The organism is Arthrobacter sp. FW306-04-A (assembly GCF_044358315.1).
Lineage (GTDB): Bacteria > Actinomycetota > Actinomycetes > Actinomycetales > Micrococcaceae > Arthrobacter.
The window spans coordinates 3,664,251-3,685,035 of record NZ_CP084559.1 but is presented as its reverse complement, the minus strand read 5'-3'; the positions used below and the strand labels follow the sequence as shown (position 1 = coordinate 3,685,035).

General features: G+C 62.8%; 17 protein-coding genes and 1 tRNA gene. 6 read left to right on the top strand and 12 right to left on the bottom strand.

The window, feature by feature from the left end; genetic code table 11:
• The first annotated feature begins 98 nt into the window (after nt 1–98).
• The gene (locus LFT43_RS17200; protein ID WP_395798844.1) at nt 99–359 is read left to right on the top strand and encodes a hypothetical protein; all 261 of its coding nucleotides are present in this window, start codon (nt 99–101) and stop codon (nt 357–359) included.
• 294 nt (nt 360–653) lie between these two features.
• Here LFT43_RS17200 and LFT43_RS17195 read toward each other — a convergent pair.
• The 5 genes from LFT43_RS17195 to LFT43_RS17175 form a co-directional block, all read right to left on the bottom strand.
• A tRNA-Pro gene (locus LFT43_RS17195) sits at nt 654–730 on the bottom strand.
• A gap of 72 nt (nt 731–802) precedes the next feature.
• Nucleotides 803–2,620 carry an ABC transporter ATP-binding protein gene (locus LFT43_RS17190; protein WP_395798842.1) on the bottom strand — a complete coding sequence of 606 codons (1,818 nt, stop codon included), beginning with the start codon at nt 2,618–2,620 and terminating at the stop codon, nt 803–805.
• Nucleotides 2,617–4,446: an ABC transporter ATP-binding protein gene (locus LFT43_RS17185; protein WP_395798840.1), complete on the bottom strand. Its 1,830-nt coding sequence runs from the start codon at nt 4,444–4,446 to the stop codon at nt 2,617–2,619. Before LFT43_RS17185 ends, LFT43_RS17190 begins: the two co-directional genes overlap by 4 nt.
• A 354-nt stretch (nt 4,447–4,800) precedes the next feature.
• Nucleotides 4,801–5,763, bottom strand: coding sequence for a metallophosphoesterase (locus tag LFT43_RS17180; RefSeq protein ID WP_395798838.1), 963 nt, complete (start codon nt 5,761–5,763; stop codon nt 4,801–4,803).
• Nucleotides 5,756–8,068: a transglycosylase domain-containing protein gene (locus tag LFT43_RS17175; RefSeq protein WP_395798836.1), complete on the bottom strand. Its 2,313-nt coding sequence runs from the start codon at nt 8,066–8,068 to the stop codon at nt 5,756–5,758. Before LFT43_RS17175 ends, LFT43_RS17180 begins: the two co-directional genes overlap by 8 nt.
• On the opposite strand from LFT43_RS17175, the gene LFT43_RS17170 reads away from it, so the two are divergent.
• From LFT43_RS17170 to LFT43_RS17160, 3 genes are read left to right on the top strand one after another with little or no spacing between them, the layout of a single operon-like run.
• Nucleotides 8,067–8,222, top strand: coding sequence for a DUF4177 domain-containing protein (locus LFT43_RS17170; RefSeq protein WP_009359196.1), 156 nt, complete (start codon nt 8,067–8,069; stop codon nt 8,220–8,222). The two genes, LFT43_RS17175 and LFT43_RS17170, sit on opposite strands and share 2 nt — an antisense overlap.
• A 2-nt stretch (nt 8,223–8,224) precedes the next feature.
• On the top strand, nt 8,225–8,761 hold the full coding sequence (locus tag LFT43_RS17165) for a RidA family protein (RefSeq protein WP_395798833.1): 537 nt from the start codon (nt 8,225–8,227) through the stop codon (nt 8,759–8,761).
• A gap of 17 nt (nt 8,762–8,778) precedes the next feature.
• Complete coding sequence (locus LFT43_RS17160; RefSeq protein WP_395798831.1) at nt 8,779–9,690, top strand: NUDIX hydrolase; 912 nt, start codon at nt 8,779–8,781, stop codon at nt 9,688–9,690.
• Between the two features lie 85 nt (nt 9,691–9,775).
• Here the strand turns inward: LFT43_RS17160 and LFT43_RS17155 are convergent, their stop codons facing one another.
• The gene (locus tag LFT43_RS17155; RefSeq protein ID WP_011775987.1) at nt 9,776–10,453 is read right to left on the bottom strand and encodes a Crp/Fnr family transcriptional regulator; all 678 of its coding nucleotides are present in this window, start codon (nt 10,451–10,453) and stop codon (nt 9,776–9,778) included.
• A 247-nt stretch (nt 10,454–10,700) separates the two neighbouring features.
• On the opposite strand from LFT43_RS17155, the gene LFT43_RS17150 reads away from it, so the two are divergent.
• Nucleotides 10,701–11,885 (top strand): MarP family serine protease, encoded by a 1,185-nt coding sequence (locus LFT43_RS17150; protein ID WP_395798828.1) that lies wholly within the window; start codon nt 10,701–10,703, stop codon nt 11,883–11,885.
• 261 nt (nt 11,886–12,146) lie between these two features.
• Here LFT43_RS17150 and LFT43_RS17145 read toward each other — a convergent pair whose 3' ends face one another.
• From LFT43_RS17145 to LFT43_RS17120, 6 genes are all read right to left on the bottom strand, one after another.
• The gene (locus tag LFT43_RS17145; RefSeq protein WP_395798826.1) at nt 12,147–13,148 is read right to left on the bottom strand and encodes a DUF2332 domain-containing protein; all 1,002 of its coding nucleotides are present in this window, start codon (nt 13,146–13,148) and stop codon (nt 12,147–12,149) included.
• A gap of 25 nt (nt 13,149–13,173) precedes the next feature.
• Complete coding sequence (gene aroQ / locus LFT43_RS17140; RefSeq protein WP_395798824.1) at nt 13,174–13,638, bottom strand: type II 3-dehydroquinate dehydratase; 465 nt, start codon at nt 13,636–13,638, stop codon at nt 13,174–13,176.
• A gap of 92 nt (nt 13,639–13,730) precedes the next feature.
• Nucleotides 13,731–15,908 carry an alpha-galactosidase gene (locus LFT43_RS17135; RefSeq protein WP_395798822.1) on the bottom strand — a complete coding sequence of 726 codons (2,178 nt, stop codon included), beginning with the start codon at nt 15,906–15,908 and terminating at the stop codon, nt 13,731–13,733.
• Nucleotides 15,909–16,027: 119 nt separating this feature from the next.
• The gene (locus LFT43_RS17130) at nt 16,028–17,380 is read right to left on the bottom strand and encodes an ABC transporter substrate-binding protein (protein WP_395798820.1); all 1,353 of its coding nucleotides are present in this window, start codon (nt 17,378–17,380) and stop codon (nt 16,028–16,030) included.
• A 54-nt stretch (nt 17,381–17,434) separates the two neighbouring features.
• Entirely contained in the window at nt 17,435–18,394 is a 960-nt protein-coding gene (locus LFT43_RS17125; protein WP_395798818.1) for a carbohydrate ABC transporter permease, read from the bottom strand.
• 12 nt (nt 18,395–18,406) lie between these two features.
• Nucleotides 18,407–19,348 (bottom strand): carbohydrate ABC transporter permease, encoded by a 942-nt coding sequence (locus LFT43_RS17120; RefSeq protein WP_395798816.1) that lies wholly within the window; start codon nt 19,346–19,348, stop codon nt 18,407–18,409.
• 227 nt (nt 19,349–19,575) lie between these two features.
• Here LFT43_RS17120 and LFT43_RS17115 point away from each other — a divergent pair, with 227 nt between their 5' ends.
• On the top strand, nt 19,576–20,778 hold the full coding sequence (locus LFT43_RS17115; protein ID WP_395798814.1) for a Gfo/Idh/MocA family protein: 1,203 nt from the start codon (nt 19,576–19,578) through the stop codon (nt 20,776–20,778).
• Nucleotides 20,779–20,785: the final 7 nt, after the last annotated feature.

Sequence of the window (20,785 nt, the reverse complement as noted above, 5' to 3'; positions counted from 1 at the left end):
GTACACCTTGACAGTCGCTGTGGAAAACATTTTACAATGAATGTCAACAGGGACCGCGTAATTTCCGTAACGAATCCGACTCGCATTGAGGAAAAATTATGTTGAAGAAGATTGCTGCAGCAGTCGCCTTGGCCGGCGCTCTTGCATGCTCCGCCGCGGCGCCAGCCGTGGTTTCCGCAGCCCCTGTGGCAGACACCGTCAGCACGGTGCTCAGCATTGGTAACTGGCCTGACCCGATGAGGGTCGCCCAGGCAATCGGCAACTGGCCTGACCCGATGATGGCGCCACAGGCCATTGGCAACTGGCCTGACCCGATGAGCGTCTCGCTGGCTATCGGTAACTGGCCTGACCCCATGTAGGCGAAACTCAAGGACGGCTCCCGGGGAACCGGGCAGCCGTCGGATAATTCAAATGAAATGAAGAATCCCCGGGGTGTAATAAACCGACACGCCGGGGATTTCTTTTGCTCGAGGAACCGCAGGCCGCCATGGGAGCTTCCGAGCCATTGCTGCCGGTTGTTAACAACACTTGTCTCTAAACCTCGGGCAGGCCCAGGAAAACCGGTCATCGGAATATTTTTGCGTTTTCCTGTCCCGGTCTGAACCTTGTTAAATAACGAAAGAAGGCCTTCCAGTGGAAGGCCTTCTAACAATTGGTCGGGATGACAGGATTTGAACCTGCGACCTCTTCGTCCCGAACGAAGCGCGCTACCAAGCTGCGCTACATCCCGATCCGCTGCGAAAGCAACTGTTCAAGAATAGCCGATGCCCGCCCGGATGCGAAATCGAACACGGGGCCGGAATCAGACCAGCGAGTCCTTCCAAGCGCCGTGCAAGCGAGCGAAGCGCCCCCCGCCGCGGATGAGTTCGGCCGGTGTGCCATCTTCCACGATGCGTCCCTCATGCACCACAAGTACCCGGTCTGCGGTCTCCACGGTAGAGAGCCGGTGGGCGATGATGATTGCGGTCCGTTCGGAATCCGATCCCGACAGGAGCCGGGACAAGCCGGCCTGGACCAAGCGTTCGGAGGGAATGTCCAACGAAGACGTCGCCTCGTCCAGGATGAGTACAGCCGGGGCGGCAATGAATGCTCGGGCGAAGCCGATCAGCTGTCTTTGCCCCGCAGACACGCGTCCGCCGCGCTTGTTGACGTCGGTATCGTAGCCGTCGGGCAACGCGGAGATGAATTCATGCGCACCAACTGCCTTCGCAGCGGCTTCGATCTCCGCGCGGGAGGCCTCCGGCCGCCCAAGTGCGATGTTGTCCGCCACGGAGCCGCTGAAGAGGAACGCCTCCTGGGTGACCATGACGACGGCGCGGCGCAGGTCCGCCGTCGAGAGCTCCCGCAGGTCAACGCCGTCGAGCATCAAGGAACCTTCGGTGACGTCGTAGAAGCGCGCGATCAGCTTGGCGAAGGTGGACTTGCCGGCTCCGGTCTGTCCCACGAGCGCGACGGTCTGACCTGCGGGGATGTGTAGGTCCAACTCGGGGACCACCACACTGCCGTTGCCGTAGCCAAACTCCACGCCGCGGAAGTCGATTTCGCCACGGGCCCGTGGCAACGGCACCGGAGTCTTGGGAGGCCGGACGGTGGGGACCTCCTCGAGGAGGCCGGACACCTTCTCCAAGGCGGCCTGGGCGCTCTGGAAGGAGTTGTAGAACATGGCCATCTGGTCCACGGGCTGGAAGAAGCGCTTCGTGGAAAGAATCAATGCCAGGAGTACGCCCACCGCCAGCTCGCCGGAGAGTACGCGGAAGCCGCCGAACAGCAGGACCACCGCCACGCACACATTGCCGATCAGGACCAGGCCTGGTTGGAAGATGCCGTTGAGGTTGATGGAGCGGACCGTCACCTTGCGGTAGTCCTCGGACAGCTCGGAATAGCGTTCAGCGTTCTCCGGCTCCTTGCGGAATGCCTTGATGGCCCGGATGCCAGTCATTGTCTCCACGAAATGCACGATCAGCCGGGCGGAGACCACCCTGGATTCGCGGAAGGCGATCTGGGAATGCTTCTGGTACCAGCGGGCCAGGAAGAACATGGGCACGCCGGTGGCGAGCATGATGAGCCCGCTTCTCCAGTCCAGGGCGAATACCGTGAACGCCGTGAAGAGCATGAACAGCAGCCCGGAAGCCAACGAACTAACGCCCGAATCAAGCAATTCGCGCAGTGCCTCAAGGTCCGACGTCTGCCGGGCGATAATACGGCCCGAGGTGTACTTCTCGTGGAACTCCAAGCTGAGCCGTTGCGTATGCCGGAACACCCGCAGCCGCAGGTCAAGGAGCATGGCCTGGCTCAGCTTGGCCGTGGAGGTGACGTAGAGGGCCGTCAGCAGCGCTGTTGCGATGGCCGCCGTCAGGTACAGGACTCCGGCCGCGAGCAGTGGCACGTTGTTACCGGCGAGCAGTGCGGGCAGTGCATGATCGATGCCGAAAGCGATGATCGCCGGCCCCGCCACGCGGGTCGCCTGCGAGAGCACCACCATGCCCAGCGTCAGCCAAAACCTCAACCGCACCGGGCGGATGAGCGAGCCCAACAAGGCTACCGACCGCCGTCGTACTGCTTTGCTGTCGCTCCGGCTCAGGTGGGCGTTGTCTTCATTGGCGGTTCCGAAAGTGCTCATCGGCGGCCCTCCCCGGCTTGGTCCATGTGCTGTTCGGAATCCAGCTCGTGTTCTAGTTCGTCCAACTCGCGGTCGAGGTCCTTCGGACCCGCGTCGAGGCTCGCGATCACGTAGCGGTAGTGAGCATTGTCGGCCAAAAGTTCCGTATGGGTCCCGACTGCGGTGATGCTCCCGTTTTCGAGCAGCGCCACGCGATCTGCCAAGGCCACGGTCGAGGGCCGATGGGCGACGATGAGCGTCGTGGTGTCCCGGAGGACTTCGCGCAGCCTGGCCTCGACGAGTTCCTCCGTGTTCACGTCCAGGGCCGATAGCGGATCATCCAGCACCAGGACCTTGGGCTTGGCTGCGATGGCCCGGGCAAGGGCGATGCGTTGCCGCTGACCACCCGAAAGGCTCAGTCCTTCTTCTCCGATAAGGGTCTCGACGCCGTCGGGCAGCGAATACGCGAAGTGCGCCTGCGCGACGTCGAGCGCTTCGTCGAGCGCTTCCTCGGAGGCGTCGGGCGCGCCAAGCAGCACGTTGTCCCGGACTGAGCTGGAGAACAGCGTGGTGTCCTCAAAGGCGACCGCCACAACGGTCCGAAGCTGCTTTACGCTGAAGTCCCGCACATCCACGCCGTCGATCCTCACAGAACCTTCAGTGACGTCGTAGAGCCGGGGGACCAACTGAAGCAACGCACTCTTTCCGCTCCCTGTGATGCCTACGAGTGCCATGGTTTCGCCGGGCTTGATGTCCAGGGTGATGTCGTGCAGGAGCCGGGCGCCGTCGTCGAACCCGAAAGCGGCACCGTTGAAGCTCAAGGCCCCGCGCAGTTCAGCCGGGGAGATGGGGTTCGCCGGGTCGGTAATGGTATTGCGTGTGTCCATGACCTCGAAATGCCGGTCCAATGCCGTCTTGGCCGTCAGTGCCATGGCCAGGAGCATTCCCGAGAATTCCACGGGCGACGCCACGACGGCCGCAGTGGCGAAGAACGCAACGAGGGAGCCGATGCTGAGTTCGCCCCCGGACACCAACAGAATCCCCGTAACGAGACCGATTCCGAGTGCCAGTTCCGGCAGCAGCGTGACAACCAAGGTGAACGTCGCCTGGTGCTTGGCCTTGGTGATCTCGGTCTGCCTCAGCTCCTCGGCCTGCTCATTGAAGTTCTCCAATGCTTCGCGGCTCCGGCCGAAAGCCTTGAGCACGCGGATCCCGTGGACGGATTCCTCCACGGTGGTGGCGAGGTCGCCGGCCTGGTCCTGGCTGAGCCGGGTCACCAAGCTGAAGCGGCGACGAAAGCGGAACGAAAAGACCATGATGGGCACCGCTGCGGCCAGGAAGATGAGAGCCAGCTGCCAGCTCATGGAGAACATCACGACGACGCCAATCACCACGGTCAGCGTGGTCACCACGAGCATGATGGCCCCGAACGCCATCCAACGCCGGAGGAAGTTCAAATCGGTCATGGCGCGCGACAGCAGCTGCCCGGAACCCCAGCGGTCATGGAAGGAAACCGTGAGGTCCTGCAGGTGACCGTAGAGGGACACCCGCATCCTGGTTTCCACCGTGGTTGCCGGATTGATGACGAACTGGCGCCGCAGCGCCACCAGCCCGGCCTCTGCGATGCCGAGGGCAAGGACCACGACGGCGGCAATCCAGACGGCGTTGCCGGAGCCGCCGGGGTGGAGGGAACCGTTGATTAAAACCCGCAGCACCTGGGGAATGGCGAGCGCCACAATGCTGGCCATCAACGCGCTGAGCAGCCCCATCAAAAGCCGGGGGAGGATCGGTTTTACGTGCGGATAGAGACGTTTGACGGAGGTGAAGAATGAAGTCTGTTTGGCCATGCCCGCTTCTCAACAGCTTTGTCCGGGTGTTCCGCGCCAACCGGCGTGACACTCGGATGTAGTTTCCTGTAGCAACTACCCTATGCCATCCCGTGACGGGATTCACAGCAGCATTGCGGTGCGTGATAGGAGGTATTGGGAGCCGCGCCTCCCCGTGGGACATGCTCAACTTGGGTAGCTAAGGATGGACATAGTGGTGTTATGCCCACCCTTAGTGTGGACCGAGGGGCATGCTCAGCGGTCCCTGGTGGACATGTCCAACCTTGGAGTGGCTCGGCGGACATGCTGAGTGGGGCGGGGGATAGCTGGAATGGACATGTCCATCGGTGGAGGGGCTATTCGCGTGCCGCGTGGCTACCGGCGGGCCGTCAACGTCAGCAGGACTGCCTCGGGCTTGCACGCGATCCGTACCGGCGCGAAGCGTGAGGTGCCGATGCCACCGGAGACGTTGACCGGCGTCGTACGTCCGTTGTTTTCCCAGTCATGCAATCCCTTGGCGCGCCAGGTGGGGAGGTCGCAATTGGCCACCAAGGCACCGTACCCGGGGATGCAAATCTGGCCGCCGTGGGTGTGTCCGGCGAGGATGAGGTCTGCGGAGTCGTCCGTGAAATGGTCCAGGACGCGCTGGTAAGGGGCGTGGATGACCGCGACCCGCAGGTGCGGGCGGGAGTCTTGTCCCGCAGTGCCGCGGGGCCAGCCAGCGTAGCGCTCCCGATTCAGGTGGGGATCATCGACGCCGGAGAAATCGAAGCGGATCCCATTAATGGGCAGCGACTGGTGCCTGTTGGTGAGATCTATCCAGCCGGACATCCCGAAACCCGAACGCAGTCGCGGCCAATCGAGCTCAACGGGATTGTTCTTATGCCGCGATGGGCCAAGGAAATATGTGGCCGGATTCTTGAACCGAGGCGCGTAGTAGTCGTTTGAACCGGGGACAAAGACGCCTGGGAACTTCAACAGCGGCTGCAGAGCATCCAACAACGGAACGACCGCGTGGGGGTGGCTGAGGTTGTCGCCGGTGTTAACCACGAGGTCTGGTTGGAGCGTCGCTAGCGAACGCAGCCACGCGGCCTTCTTTCGCTGGCTAGGAACGAAATGGATGTCGCTCAGATGCAGGATCCGGAGGGGAGCTGAGCCTTCGGGGAGGATCGGAAGTGTCTCTTCTCGGAGCACAAACTGGTTCTTTTCCCAGAGGCCATAAGCAAGACCCGCAACGCCAGCGGTTGCGCCTGTACCTGCAGCGACGGCAAAGCCGCGTCCGATGCCTCGGACGCGGCTTGCCAGCGATTCAACGACGGGCTTGGAGCTGCTAGCCATTCTTTTTCCCATTGTCATTGCTGCTCGGCGGGGCGCTCGGCTGGGTGCTCGGAGAAGGGTTGCTCGGAGTCGGGGCGCGGAACGAGGGTGCGTCCAAAAGGTTGGACGGCGGAGCCGGGAACGGGTTCGTTCCATAAGCAGGGGCAACCTGGGACATGTAGTTCGAGAACTGGGGGCCTGCGATCATGTAACCGTCGACGTTGGGATAGAACTTGCCGTTGACGGTGATGTTGCGGCCGAAGCGGTTCTGGCCGCCCAGGGGGTCGCCGAACCAGCTGGCCGTTGCGAGGCCCGAGGTGTAGCCAACAACCCAGGTGGAGCCGTTGTTGTCATTTGTTCCGGTCTTGGCCGCGATGGGGAAGCTTGTCTTGGTGGAAATCCTGGGCTGGATCAGCGAACCAGAACCCTGGTTAAGAACTTCCTGCATGGCGTAAGCAACACCATGAGCAACCGCCGGGCTGACGGCATCGCGACAGTTCGGAGACTGGGCAGGAAGCTTTGCACCCGTCTGGTCCGTCACGGACGTAATAGCGATGGGCTCGCAGTACTTGCCGTTGTTGGAGAACGTTGCCATCGCGCTGGCCATGGTGAGCGGTGCAGTTTGGGTGGAACCGATCAGGTTGGCCAGCGTAGTCATGGGGACTTTGGGATTGGGACTTGTGATCTGGCCGCTGCCGTCACGAGCGGGGTTTCCGCCGTGGATGCCCACGGCGTCCACGATCTTTTGGATTCCACAAAGATCCACCTTGGATGCCGAGGCGAAGGTAGCTGTATTGATGGAGTTCATCAAGCCATACAGGACCGTCATGGGGCGGTAATAGCCGGTATCCGAGTTCTGGAGGTCAAAGCTACCGGAGACATTACTGTCATACCAGCCCACGGTGGGAGCGGGGCAGGTGTTCTTCCAAGGGAAGTTCTGCGGGTATTTTCGAACCGAGGCATCGATAGTGGTGTTCATCGACTTGCCCTCATCGAGCCATTCAGCGAACGTGAAGGGCTTCATAGTGGAGCCAGGCTGGAAGCCGCCCAAACCGTTGAGGTCGTTGCCCTTGGCATCGAGCACATCCACGTTGAAGTTCTGTGTTTGATCGAACTTCCCGGCAGCGGGTAGCCACACGGTGTTCTGGGCCATGGAGACGATCTTGCCGCTGCCCGGCTGGACCGAGACGATGGTGGCGCCCCACTTGTCCGGGTTGGCGCCGGTGGTGGCCTCAACCTGGGCTTGGGCGACGTTCTGGGCCTTGGGATCGAGAGTGGTCTGGATGGTCAGGCCGCCGCGTGAGACACGGCTGTTGCGTTCTTCCGGCGTGGCGCCGTAGGCCGGGTTGTTGAGGAGCAAATGAAGTACATAGTCGCAGAAGTACGGGGCCGTAGCGGCGTAGGCACAACCCTGGCGAGGCTGCGTGACCTTGGTGGTTACCGGCGTCGCGATGGCGGCGTCGTAGTCCGCTTTTTTGATCTTTCCCTGGTCCAACATGAGTCCGAGCACCAGGTCGCGACGCTGCTTCGCGTGGTCCGGGTTCGTGATCGGGTCATAGTAGGACGGGCTGTTGACAACACCCGCGAGCAACGCGGCCTGCGGCAAGGTGAGGTCCTTGGCGCTGGTGCTGAAGAAGAGCCGCGAAGCGGCTTCGATGCCGTAGGCATCCTTGTTGAAGAAGACGATGTTGAGGTAACCCTCAAGGATCTGCTGCTTGGAGAACTTCTTCTCCAGCGCGATGGCCAGCTTCATTTCACGGAGTTTGTCGCCCACTCCCTTGTTGACGCCATTGAGCTTGACGTCGGCCCCTTTGTCCTGGGACACGAGGGACTCGTTGATGACGTTGTTCACGTACTGCTGGGTGATGGTGGAAGCACCCTGCTTCTGGCCGCGCGCCGTGCTGACGATGGCGCGCATGATGCCGGTGGCGTCGATGCCGCCGTGCTCGTAGAAGCGGCTGTCCTCGACCGCAACGATCGCGTCCTTGATGTTCTGACTCATCTGGTCAAGCGGGACACGCGTGCGGTTCTCCGTATAGATGGAGGCGATCTGGCTGCCATCGGCAGCCAGGATGGTGGTCGCCTGGCTGGGCGGGTTCACCTGGAGCTCCGCCGGCAGCGTGTCAAAGAACTGAATGGACCCACTGGCCGCACTGCCTGAAACGGCGGCGGCGGGGACGAGCAAGCCCGCCACCAGGACACCACAAATAGCGCTCACACCAAGGAATCCGAGGATCTTTCCAAGAGTGGTGGCAGTGTCGAATAGAGGGTTCCTACGAGTCACCATGTTCTCCACTTTACCGGCAAGGGCTAGTCTTTCTTTCATGACCAAATGGGAGTACGCGACGATTCCGCTCATCATTCACGCCACAAAGCAGATTCTGGACCAGTGGGGAGAGGACGGCTGGGAGCTTGTCCAGGTTGTTCCCGGACCCGATGGAAACGGACTTGTTGCATACTTGAAGAGGGAGAAGCAGTAACAATGACAACCCCCGCAGAAGCCACCGTTGGCGCGGATTCCACAGCTCCGGCATCCGCCGTCGAGCAGCGCCTTGCCGAACTCGGTTTGATCCTGCCGGCAGTTGCCGCTCCGGTCGCGGCCTACGTGCCGGCCATCGTCTCCGGCAACCACGTGTACACCTCCGGACAGCTGCCCTTCATTAACGGCAAACTTGAAGCTACGGGCAAGGTCTCCGGCGGTGAAGAGGGCCTTTCGGACGAGCCGACAGTGTCTCCGGAAGACGCTCATAGGTACGCGGCCGTTTGCGCAGTCAATGCCTTGGCTGCAGTCAAGAGCGTCATCGGAGACCTCGACCGTATTACGCGCATCGTGAAGGTGGTCGGCTTCGTGGCCTCCGACACTTCCTTCACCGGCCAGCCCGGTGTAATTAATGGTGCCTCCGAACTCCTCGGGCGTGTCTTCGGCGATAAAGGGCAGCATGCGCGTTCCGCCGTCGGTGTTGCAGTCCTTCCGCTCGACTCTCCCGTCGAGGTCGAGTTGATCGCTGAATTCAGCTAAGGAACCGGTTCATTCAATTGCCACAACTAGCCCGACGCCTTTTTGCGTTGCCCCCCGAACTCGAAGGGGCGGCACGGAACTGGCTTCAGCTCGGCGAACGGAACCCCCGCGCCGCGCGTTACGCATCATCTGTTGTTCTGCTCCGCGATTCGCCCACGGGCTTGGAGACGTGGATGGGTTACCGTCCCGGCTCCTCGCCGTTGGGTGTTGTCGCGTTTCCCGGCGGTTCGTTGGAACCCACCGACGACGACGCCCTCGGCTGGCTCGGACCCTCACCTCAGCATTGGGCTGACGCGCTCGGGACCACCGACGTCGGACTTGCCCGCCGCCATGTTGTGGGCGCCATCCGCGAACTGTTCGAAGAGACCGGCGTTTTGTTGGCCGGCCCGGACCTGTCCTCCACTGTGGAGGCAACGTCCACGCCCGAGTGGATGAAGGCCCGCGAAGCAGTAGCTGCGCAGGACAAGTCGTTCACGGACGTACTGGCCAAGCGTGGCTTGTCGTTGCGGACGGACCTGCTCAAGCCACTGGTTAACTGGCTGAGCCCGGACTTTACGCACCGGCGCTTCAACACCCGCTACTTCGCGGCCACGCTTCCCGTGAACCAGCAGCCTTCCCTGCTGGCGAGCAAGGGGGTCTGGGGCCGCTGGGTGTGCGTTTCAAAACTCATCGATGAGCGCCACACCACCGCTCTTGGCGACGAAATCGGCCAGGAAAACACTGCTGGCCTGACCCTGGGCCAATTGCTGGTGCCGGGTTCGGAGATCATCCTTGAAAAGATGGCTGCCGCCCAAGGCTGCATTGCGTATCTCAGCTACAAACGCAAACCGCACATGTACCAACCGCGGCTTGTAGAAGAGGATGGCGCACTCATGCTCGAAGTCGAAGCCGCCAGGACGGTTTCAGGCGAGCCGCAGCGGGAGCGCTGACGCGCAAGTCCACTGGGAGACGCAAAATGCCTGGCGACACACAGGGAAGTCCGGTGTCGCCAGGCATTTTCCGTGTCGCAGGAAATTAGCGGGAGCGCTGGCGGAGGCGCTGCATGTCCAGGATGACTACTGCGCGGGCTTCCAGGCGGAGCCAGCCGCGCTGGACGAACTCGGCCAGGGCCTTGTTGACCGTCTCGCGGGAAGCGCCGACCAGCTGGGCCAGTTCTTCCTGCGTGAGCTCGTGGGCAACCAGGACCCCGTCGGTGGCAGGCCGGCCGAAGCGGTCGGCAAGGTCCAGCAGGGCCTTGGCGACGCGGCCCGGAACGTCCGAGAACACGAGGTCGGACAGGGAGTCGTTGGTGCGACGCAGGCGGCGGGCGAGGGCCTGCAGCAACTGTGCAGATACCTCGGGACGCGTCCGGAGCAGGGCGTTGAGGCTTTCGTTCTTCAGGCCTGCCAGGCGCGTCTCGGAAACGGCCGTGGCCGTCGCGGTCCGCGGGCTGGGGTCGAACAAAGCCATTTCGCCAAAGAGCTCTCCCGGACCAAGGATGGCCAACAGGGATTCACGGCCATCCGGGGAGGTGCGGCCGAGCTTCACCTTGCCGGACACGATGAAGTAGAGCTGGTCACCCTGATCGCCCTCGCGGAAAACGGACGCTCCACGTGAAAGGTCCACCTCGGTGAGCTCGTCCGTCAGCAGACGGAAAGCGTCGTCGTCAAGGGTCGCGAAGAGGGGTGCGCGGCGCAATACCTCGATGTCCATGAAATCTCCTGAGTAAAAGTTCGGCTGGGGCGCTTCAGCCATTGTTTCAGAATTTTGTCGCGTCTGTGACGTACTTGGCAGCCGAAACGCCCTAAATCACGCGGAAGAGCCTCAAAATCGCATCCCAACTGGCCGGGAATGCTCCGCTGAGGGGCGCCTTAGCGATGCGGTTGGCAGCGTGCTCGTGAGGGAAAGCTGTCAGGCTATGCATCTACAATTGGGGCTTACTCGGCTGTGAGGAGCTTTGGTGTTCGGCTTGACCATATTGGACCTGGCGTTGATTCTGACGCTTCTTTCCTACCTGATCTACGGACTGCGCAACGGCTTCTTTGTGACCCTCGGTGGAATCGCCGGCTTTGCGGCAGGAGCCGTGGCAGCCTTCATCGCGGTTCCGCTTGTCGGCGATTGGGTGAAGGACAGCGGTTGGAGGCTGACGGCCATCATCGGCTCGGCTGTAGTGCTCATCGTCCTGGGGCACGGGCTGGGCACTTGGATCGGCCAGAAGGTCCGCAGGGCCGTGCGGATTCAGCCATTGAACGCCTTGGACCGCCTGCTGGGTGGTTTCGTCAGCCTGGTGGTCGCGGCATTGGTCATGTCCATGTTGGCGTTTAGCATCGGCTCCTTAGGCGTGCCACTCGTTTCGCAGCAACTCGCCGATTCCAAGGTTATCCGCTTCATCGACACCATGACGCCCACACCCGTCAAAGCCGGCGTCGCGCAGCTGCGTTCCACCGTCATGGGCAACGGCATTCCCCACATCATCGAAGGCATCGGTCCTGTTACCCCGTTGCCCGTTCCGAACACCAGCACAGACACCCCCGCCCTCAACAATGCGGCACATTCCGTTCTGAAGATTGCCGGCACCGCCTATCAGTGTGGCCAGAACCAGACCGGTTCCGGCTTCGTCGTCTCTCCGGGCCGCGTTGTGACCAACGCGCACGTCGTGGCCGGCGTGTCCCAGCCTGTGGTGGAAATCCCCGACGGCGGCGCGCTGCAGGGCCGCGTGGTCTATTTCGACAGCCAACGCGACCTGGCTGTGCTCGCCGTCGACGGTCTTCCGACGGCGCCGCTGCAGTTGAGTGCTGATCTTCCGGCCGGCTCGCCCGCAGCCTTCGCCGGCTATCCCCACGGTGGTCCCTTCCAGTCCAAACCTGCCGCGGTGGAGGGCATCTCGACCCTCCTGGTCCCGGACATTTACGGCAACAACCCTTCACCGGAGCAGGTCTACAAACTTGCCGGTGACGTGCAGCCAGGCAACTCGGGCGGTCCCCTCCTGACGACGGAGGGCCAGGTTGCTGGCGTGGTCTTCGCCAAGACCACTTCGGACGTGGCCGTGGGCTACGCCCTCACCATGGACGAGCTCTCGCCGGTGGCCCAGCAGGCACCATCTCTGAGCTCGGCCGTGTCGCCGGGCCAGTGCACCAAGAAATAGCCCTCCCCACCAGGGGACATGCCCAGCGCCTGATCTGAGCGTTGGACATAGTGCGCACATGTCCAACGCAGGCCACGAAGAATGAGCATGTTCCCAGGGGGTGCGCAGATGTCCAACGCAGGCCACGAAGAATGAGCATGTTCCCAGGGGGGTGCGCAGATGTGCAACGCAGGCCACGAAGACTGAGCATGTTCCCAGAGGGGTGCGCAGATGTGCAACGCAGGCCACGAAGAATGAGCATGTCCCCAGAGGGGAGGGTGCCTAGAGCCACTCCAGGCTCTGGCCATGCGGACCGGTGATGGCTGTCGGTACGCCGTTGTGCATGAGCAGGAATCGGCCCAGCAGCCGCTCTTCGGGCATCTCGGGGACAACGCTTGAGCCGTCCTGCTGGTCGATGACCATGTGGCCTTCGTTGGAGAGCCAGTGGCAGCCTCGGGTCGCCGCGAGTTCGGACATGGTGGCCCGGAATTGCGCCCGTTCCTGGGCATCGAGATACCCGAGCACCGCGCTGTGGAAGACCACCAGGGCGGAGTCCGCGGGTGCTTGGCTCGCGACTTCCAGCAACTTGTCATTGAGGTCCCCCGCCACCAGCATTGGCGGATCCTGTCGGGCGATCGCGATCGCCTGATGGAGCCGTTCCCGGCGGAAGTCCTGCTCGGGCCAGATCAGGGCATCGAGCCACGCGACATCGTTGGGATTCGTCACGTCCAACGGGTTCAGGTCGATGCCTGCCCGCCAATTGACTTGCGGCAACCGTTCGGGGATGGGGACCGGCCCCGAATCGGCACAGCGGAGTACCGGAGCATCAGCGTCGGCGCGGCCGATACGCTTTTGCCGGGCGCCGTCGTCGTACTCGTAGCGGTATCTGTCCGGGTACAGCGTGAGCCCGGCAGAGGCCCCGACTTCCAGGAGCGCGAGCGGTTTCTTTTCCGCAGCCGCGATCAACGCCAGCGACGGCAGGAGCGTAGCGCAACGCCCCGCTTCGTTGGTCTGCGTGGCGCGTGAAAGCACGGTCCCGGAAACCTCGGCCCAGTGGGCATCCAGGAAGCCCCGGAACTCCGGATAGGGGCTGACGCGGGCACCAAGATAGCGGGCGGCGGCGAAGAGCAGAATGGGCTGCCGCTTGCCGTGCGGCCATTGGTCGATCCGGGCGATAAGCTCCGGATCGTCGGCCGCGGCAAGGGCCCAGCGGGCATAGCAATCCGATGAGCCGGGCGCGTCGAACGTGCCGAAGTGCCGGTACCAGTCAGCCGTGCCGCTCAAGGTGACCCCGCTCAGTTCGACACTTCTAGACCGCGGTGGCGAGGTAGTCGATGGCCAGCTTGTAGCCCTGGACTCCCGCGCCGACGATCACCGCGGAGCAGACGGGGGAGAGATAGGAGTGGTGCCGGAACTCCTCGCGCTGGTGCACATTGGTGATGTGGACCTCGACAGCGGGAAGCTGCACCGCTGCGAGGGCGTCACGCAGTGCCACGGAGGTGTGCGTGTACGCACCCGCGTTGATGACGATCCCGACGGCGGTACCGCGCGCGCCGTGAATGGCGTCAATGAGGTCGCCCTCGTGGTTGGACTGGACGCAGTCCACGGTGAAGCCGTTGGCGCCGGCGGCCGCCATGGCGAGCTGTTCGACGTCGGCCAAAGTGGATGTGCCGTACTTTTCCGGCTCGCGCGTTCCGAGGAGGTTCAGGTTGGGGCCGTTGAGGACGAGGATGGTGCCGCGACCGGCTTCGGTGGCGGTGGGAGCTTCAGTCATGACTCCCAATCTATAGGGGTGCGGCGCCCGCCCGGCGTTTCTTACGTTGCTTTGGACAGCGCGCAGTCGCCGGGCGGACGCCAAACAGTTGCCTATGCCGCAGTGATCCGGAGCAGGAGCGCGTGCTCCGGGTTCAGGACCGGCATGGGAAGCCCCACCTCTGCCAGGAAGCGGCCGCTCGCGCTAGCGCCCGAGGGCACCCAAGCAGGCGGCTGCACCTGGGTGAACGTGCGGGCATAGTCGGCGTCGCCGGGGGCCGGGAAAATGGCCTCCACTTTGTACGAACGCTCAGGATCGAGCCCTGGAATCGCAACGCGGCCGGGTTGTTCGGCGAACGACGTCCGCGTACTGACGACGGCAAACAAGCCAGCGTCGCCGTCGTCGGACACCACCCCATGCAGCATCAGCGAGTCGTCGGGGACGTCGGCACGGACCATCCGCCCGCTGTGGATGAGCCCGCGGTGCTCCTTGTAGAGGCCAATGAAGCGCTTGAGCTCCTCGCGTTCGGCGCCCTGTACCTGTCGGACATCCCATTCCATGCCGAAATGCCCAAACAGTGCGGTAATGGCCCGGAAAGAGAGATCATGCGTCCGGGTCGTGGTGTGCGACGTGGTGGGGCCGATGTGCCCGCCCACGAGTTCCGGGGGAACCACGACGCCGGTCCAGCGCTGGATGGTCTGCCTCTCAAGGGCGTCGTTGCAGTCCGATCCCCAGATCCGGTCGGTTCGCTCAAGGATGCCTAGGTCCACCCGTGCACCGCCGGATGAACAGCTTTCAATCTCGACGCCGGGGTGCGCCTTGCGGAGCTCGTCGAAGAGCCGGTAGGCGGCCAGGGTCTGCTCGTGAACGGACGCGCGGCCCGCATGGCCGTGCTCCAGCAGGTCTCGGTTTTGGTCCCACTTGAGGTAGCTGATCTTGTTTTCCCGCAGCAGGGAATCGATCCGGTCGAAGACGTACTGCCAGGCAGCGGGATTGACGAGGTCGATGATGTGCTGGTGGCGCCATTCCAGGGGCAGGCGGCCGCCGTCCTTGTGGGACAGCGCGGCAGGACCCACGATCCAGTCAGGATGCGCACGGGCAACATCGGAGTCCAGGTTGATCATTTCCGGCTCCACCCAGAGCCCGAATTCCATGCCGTGGGAGTTGACGGCTTCGATGAGTGGCGTCAGGCCATCCGGCCAGAGGGTTTCGTCGACGTACCAGTCGCCCAAGCCGGCGTGGTCGTCGCGGCGCCCGCGGAACCACCCGTCGTCGAGCACGAATCGCTCAACCCCCAGTTCGGCAGCGGATTCCGCGAGCTCGATCAGGGTGTCCAGCTTGTGGTCGAAGTACACCGCTTCCCAGGTGTTCAAGACCACGGGGCGGGGCTTGCCTGCGGGGAGTCCCGTGGAAGACGAGGGGAGGACGTGATGAGGGCGGGACCGGAACCAGCTGTAGAAAGCTTCGCTGATGCCGTCCAGGCCACGATCCGAGTAGGCGGCAAACAGGGCGGGCGTGGTGTAGCTTTCGCCCGGCTGGAGGACCACTTCGGCCGGGCCCAGGAGCTCCGAGCCGCCGATCATGGTGCGGCCATCGGCCACGGTGTCGGCGAACTGTTCGTGGTTGCCGCTCCAAGCCAAGTGGGTGGCCCAGACCTTTCCGCGGCGATTGCCGAATCCGGCGGTGCCCGCGGCGAAAAGCAGTGAGGAATCGTGCCCTGTACGGCCGTGGCGTCCCGTGCGTACCCACGTGCCTTGCTGGACGGCACGGCGCTGTGGGTGTCGCTCGCGGCACCAGCGTCCGGTGAGGTCAAGGAGTTCGACGGCGTCCGGCCCCACCGGGAGGACGGTGGCCAGTTCGTCGAGCTGGAAGGGGGAGGTGCCGTCGTTGGCGGCCGTGTGGCGAAGCTCAAGGAGCCCGCCGGGGTGAAGTGTCAGGGCGGACGTCACCGTGATTCCGGCGTCGGGATCTTTTTGGACAACGACGGCGGAGCTGCCGTCAGCGTGGACGTCCACGGCGCGAAGCCGGACCGAAAAGTCCAGGCCGGGAACGCCGTCGGCGATTCTGTGGCCGCGCAGGCCCGGACGGCCCTGCCAGGCAGAGGAGCCTTGCGGGAGGAGCGCCGCCGGTACGGTTGCGTCGACGGCGGAGTGCGGGATGGGTTCGCCCAGGATGGCGAGGTCAGGGAGGGCACTGCCGAGATCGGCGCCCCAATGGATGACCTCGGCCTCTCCGCTGCTGAAACTGACCACCAGGCTTGTGCCGGAGGAACGGAGGTGGAGCGGGTCCATGAGCGGTTCACTTTCAGGGAGTCGTTGAGATGCTGAGTCGTTGCGTTGGTGCTGAGGAGTGGGGAGTCCGGGCGCCGCCGTCAAAGGAGTGAAGCGGCGGCGCCCGGACTGGTTCGGGGTTACTTGAAGAGGTTGTTGACCTGGTTGTTGGCATCGGACAGCGAGCTGGCGGGCTTCTTGCCGCTGAGCACTGCGTCCATTGCGGGCTTCATGATGCCGTCAACTTTGGCAGCCTTGTCCGCGATGGGGAAGAGGAACGTGGTGTTGTCCTTGACCTGAGTGGTGAAGGCGGAGACATCCACGCCCTTGGCCGTGAAAGCCTTGGCGGCCATGTCTGAGGAAGTGGTGATGGCCGGGAACACTACGGCCTTCTGGGCCACGACGTCCTGGCAGGCCGAGGATGCGAGATATTCGACCCACTTGGTGGCTGCCGCGGGGTTCTTGGTACCTGCCCAGATGGAGTCCGCCAGGCCATTGAACATGGACGCCCGCTTGCCGCTTGGTCCCACCGGTGTGGGGGCGATACCAGTCTGGATCCCCTTGTAGCCGATGTACTGGCCGATCATCCAGTCGCCGTTGGTGTTGATCGCGGCTTTGCCTGCACCGAAGTTGTCCGACACGCTGGCGCCTACCGTGGTTTCAAGTTTGGGCATGTAGCCCTTGTCCGCCAGTCCGGCCCACCACGCGATGGTTTCCTGGAACTTGGGGTCGTCATAGTTGAACTTGGTGCCCCAGGGGTTCTTGTCCGTGGAAGTCCAGCCGTTGGTGGCCGCCAGGAAGCTCCACTGGGTCTGGCCTTGGCCGGAACCACTGCCGGAGAGACCCAGGCCGTACACAGCCACGTTGTTCTTGTCGAAGCCGGGCTCGTCTCCGCGCTTGCCGTTCTTGTCGACCGTCAGGTGGGCGATGGTCTTTTCGTAGCTGCCGCCATCCTTGGGGTTCCAATCCAGCTTGGCCATCTGCTCGGCTGTGATACCGGCAGAATCGGTCATGGCCTTGTTGTAGAAGAGGCCAACGGTGTCCCAGTCTTTCGGAAGCCCGTAGCGCTTTCCGTCCTGGCCCACCCAGAGATCGGCCAGGCCCTTGTTGTAGACGTCCAGCTTGATGCCGTCCTTGGCCACTGCGTCGTCGAGCGCCAGCAGTTGCTTCTTGGACGCGAACTCCGGGTACTTGGACAAGTGGTCCGTGAAGACATCCGGAGCCGTGCCGGACACGAAGCCGTTGGTCAGTGTGGTCCAGTAATCGTCCCAGCCGCGCTGGGTGATTTTGACCGTGATATTCGGGTTGGCCTTAGTGAAATCACTCGCGCACTGCTGGTACATCGGGAGCTGGTTGGCATCCCACAGCCAGTAGTTGATCTCGCCCTTCGCTTCGCTGGAGGCGGGGGCGGAGCCGCCGCCGCATGCGGAGAGCGACAGTGCGACTGCGGCAGCGACGGCGACGGCGCCGATGGTGCCAGTGGACTTCTTCATGGTGGACCTTTCAGGGGGTTGCGATAGAGCAGGGTGTTGGTTGGGGAGGAAGAACTACTTGATGCCGGAGAAACCGATGGAGTTGACCACTTTCTTGCCGAAGGCGATGAAGAGCAGGAGAACCGGCAGGGCGGCCACGAGCGTGGCGGCCATCAGTCCGCTCCAGTCCGGCGCGCCTTGCGGGGACTGGGACTTGAAGACGCCCAGGCCCACAGTGAGGACGCGGACGTTTTCGTCCTGGCCCACCAGGAGGGGCCAGAAGTATTCATTCCACTGACCGATGAAGGTCAGCAGCGCCAGCGTGGCCAGGGGCGCGGCGGCGTTGGGGATCACGATCTGGAAGAAGATCCTGAGGTGCTTGGCGCCGTCGAGCATGGCTGCCTCTTCGACTTCCCGGGACATGCTCAGGAAGAACTGGCGCAGGAAGAAGATGGCGAACGGCGTCATGAACATGAAAGGCAGTGCCAGGCCGGCGAATGTGTTGAGCAAGCCCAGGTTCTTGATCATCAGGAAGTTGGGCAGCGCGGTGAAGATCGGCGGGACCATCATCGTGGCCAGGAAGATGGCAAAGACCTTGTTCCGGCCCGGCCAGCGCAGTCGGGAAAAGGCATAGGCAGCCATCGCGCTGAAGAATACTTGGCCTGCAGTGGTCATGGTCGCGAAAACAATCGAGTTTCGCAGGTACAGCCAGAAGTTGATGGCAGCGCCGGAACCACCCTCGGCGATTGCCTGCTCAGGGCTTTGGAGTCCCAGGACACGTTGGAAGGCGCCCCAGCTGAAGTCCGCGGGAAGCAGGTTCCCGGCGTTCGAAACCAGTGCGTGGTTGCTGGACAATGCTGTCCGGAGCATCCAAAGGAACGGGGCTACGGTGACGGCGACGGCGATTGCCACGAGGACCCAAGCGCCGGTGCGGCGCCAATTGATGGGTTTCGTGCGGGGGCGGCGCGACTGCAAGGGGCCGACGACGGCGGCAGCGGACTCGCGCGTACGGTGGGAATTGGTGGAGGTACTCATGGCGGGGTTTCCTTAGTCCAGGTCCGTCTCGTTGCCCTTGAGGAACTTCATTTGGATGAAGGCCACGAAGGCAAGAATGATGAAGAGAATGACGGACAAAGCCGATGCATAGCCGAAGTCGGACTCGCCGAAGGCCTTCTGGTAGATGTACATCTGGATGACCCGGGAGGCGTTGACCGGTCCGCCCTCGGTGGTCACGGCCACAGTGTCGAAGACCTGGAAAGAACCGATGACGGTGACAACCAGGACCAGCACCAGCACCGGGCGCAGGAGCGGCATGGTGATGCTCCAGAAGGTCCGGGTGGGGGATGCGCCGTCAAGGTTGGCTACCTCGTAGACGTGGTTGGGGATGGCCTGCAGGCCGGCGAAGATCAGGAGGGCGGTGTAGCCCATGTGCCGCCAGACGTTGACGAAGGCGATGGTGGGAATGGCCCACTGTTCGCTGCCGAAGAACGCAACGCGGGGCAGCCCCAACCAGCTGATGATCTCATTGACGATGCCGAGCTGGTAGTCGAGCATCCAGAACCAGAGCAGCGCGACGATCACGTTGGCCACCAGGAACGGGAGCAGAAGCGCGCCACGGATGAACGTCGACTTGGCCACGCGGTGCATGAGTAGGGCGAGTCCAATGGCGATGACGGTCTGGAAACCGATGTTCAGTGCTACGTACTGTACGGTGACGGCCATGGCGTTCCAGAACAGGTCATCAGTGAAGATCGAGGTGTAGTTCTTGATGCCGATCCAGGTGGGGTCACCCAGGATGCTGTACTCGGTGAAGCTGAGGTAGATACCCCGGACGGTGGGGATCAGGAAGAAAAAAACAAAGCCGATCATCGCCGGGAAAATGAAGAGCAATGCGATTTTCAAGTCACCGATCCTGCGGATGCCGTACCTGGGTTTTTTGCCCGCTTGGGGCGGTGCGGCATGCGCCGCGGGTTTGGTAAGGGTGGTCATCTTCGACCCTTCCTGACTGTGATATGGGTTACAACTGCCTGAAATCTACACGAGTAGATATGAAGGGGTCAAGTAAGTTTGTGAGGTTTTGTTCGATTATTTTGGATTTATTGCGTTTTGTTGACTCGAGTAGATCGTAGTGATTCACTGGCCTGAGCCACCCGTCGGAGCCTATCTGGTCGGGAGACGGCACTCCGCGAGCAACCACCATCATCGAAGGGCTAACAATGACGTTTTCAATGGGAGTAGTAGGACTTGGCCAGTTTGGCGGCCAATTTGCCCACCTCTTCAAGCTCCACCCCGGGGTTTCCGCGGTCTACGCGGTGGATGAGCTACCTGAGCGGGCAGCCAAGGCTGTTGAACAGCTGGGCCTGGACGGAACAATGGCCAGCTTCGATGCGTTACTGGCCTCCGACGTCGACGCCGTCGCCATCTTCACCCAGCGCTGGACGCACGGTCCGTTGGTGATCAAGGCGCTGCGCGCCGGAAAGCATGTCTATTCGGCAGTTCCCATGGCGATCTCCGAGGAGCAGATCGCCGGGATCATCGACGCTGTGCGTGAGACCAAGCTTGTCTATGCCATGGGGGAGACCAGCTACTACAACCCGGCCACGGTCTACGCGCGCAAGCAGCACGCCGCTGGCAAGTTCGGCCGCATCTTCTACACGGAGGGTGACTATGTCCATGACATGGACTTGGGATTCTACGAGGCCTACCAGTACAGCGGCGGCGAAAACTGGAAGGCAACCGCTAGCTACCCGCCCATGCTGTACCCCACGCACGCCATTGGCGGCGTGCTGGGTGCCGTCCCTGGACATGCGGTGAGCGTCAGCTGCATTGGCGTCAAGGACGATCGGGGCGACGGCGTCTTCGACAAGGAAGTCAGCATGTTCGACAACGACTTCTCCAATGCGACCGCGCTCTTCGAAATGAACGACGGCGGCGCGATGCGGACCAACGAGATGCGCCGCGTGGGCTATCCCTCGCACATCCGCGAGTCCCGGTTCCGTTTCTTCGGCACGGAGGCGAGCTTTGAGCAGTTGGCCACCACCACGCTGTGGCAGGACAAGGAGGGCGTGCTGGACGTCTCTGAGCAAGTGGAGACCAAGCCGAGCATGTCGGCCGACGACCCCTCGCTGGCGGACGTCGCCCCGGAGCTTCGCGGTGCCTTCATCTCCGGACTCGCTCCGGTACACGACGCCGGCCGGTTGCCTGCTGAATTCGACGGCGCCCCCACCGGGCACGAAGGCAGCCACCAGTTCCTGGTGGACGACTTCGTCACCGCCGTGAACCAGGGGAGTCTTCCTCCGGTCAATGCCTGGGTGGCGGCCCGCTTCACCCTCCCGGGCGTCGTGGCGCACGAGTCTGCCCTTCGTGGAGGTGAGCGGCTCCCCATCCGGGACTTCGGAGATGCACCCGAAGCTTTGTAGCTAGCAT

What these genes read in the sequence shown, in the direction of transcription:
- LFT43_RS17185 (WP_395798840.1), bottom strand. Translation starts at nt 4,446, where the DNA reads ATGGCCAAACAGACTTCATTCTTCACCTCCGTCAAACGTCTCTATCCG.
- aroQ (WP_395798824.1), bottom strand. Translation starts at nt 13,638, where the DNA reads ATGACTGAAGCTCCCACCGCCACCGAAGCCGGTCGCGGCACCATCCTC.
- LFT43_RS17130 (WP_395798820.1), bottom strand. Translation starts at nt 17,380, where the DNA reads ATGAAGAAGTCCACTGGCACCATCGGCGCCGTCGCCGTCGCTGCCGCA.
- LFT43_RS17115 (WP_395798814.1), top strand. Translation starts at nt 19,576, where the DNA reads ATGACGTTTTCAATGGGAGTAGTAGGACTTGGCCAGTTTGGCGGCCAA.
- LFT43_RS17165 (WP_395798833.1), top strand. Translation starts at nt 8,225, where the DNA reads ATGACAACCCCCGCAGAAGCCACCGTTGGCGCGGATTCCACAGCTCCG.
- LFT43_RS17125 (WP_395798818.1), bottom strand. Translation starts at nt 18,394, where the DNA reads ATGAGTACCTCCACCAATTCCCACCGTACGCGCGAGTCCGCTGCCGCC.
- LFT43_RS17120 (WP_395798816.1), bottom strand. Translation starts at nt 19,348, where the DNA reads ATGACCACCCTTACCAAACCCGCGGCGCATGCCGCACCGCCCCAAGCG.
- LFT43_RS17180 (WP_395798838.1), bottom strand. Translation starts at nt 5,763, where the DNA reads ATGGCTAGCAGCTCCAAGCCCGTCGTTGAATCGCTGGCAAGCCGCGTC.
- LFT43_RS17155 (WP_011775987.1), bottom strand. Translation starts at nt 10,453, where the DNA reads ATGGACATCGAGGTATTGCGCCGCGCACCCCTCTTCGCGACCCTTGAC.
- LFT43_RS17175 (WP_395798836.1), bottom strand. Translation starts at nt 8,068, where the DNA reads ATGAAAGAAAGACTAGCCCTTGCCGGTAAAGTGGAGAACATGGTGACT.
- LFT43_RS17190 (WP_395798842.1), bottom strand. Translation starts at nt 2,620, where the DNA reads ATGAGCACTTTCGGAACCGCCAATGAAGACAACGCCCACCTGAGCCGG.
- LFT43_RS17135 (WP_395798822.1), bottom strand. Translation starts at nt 15,908, where the DNA reads ATGGACCCGCTCCACCTCCGTTCCTCCGGCACAAGCCTGGTGGTCAGT.
- LFT43_RS17170 (WP_009359196.1), top strand. Translation starts at nt 8,067, where the DNA reads ATGACCAAATGGGAGTACGCGACGATTCCGCTCATCATTCACGCCACA.
- LFT43_RS17200 (WP_395798844.1), top strand. Translation starts at nt 99, where the DNA reads ATGTTGAAGAAGATTGCTGCAGCAGTCGCCTTGGCCGGCGCTCTTGCA.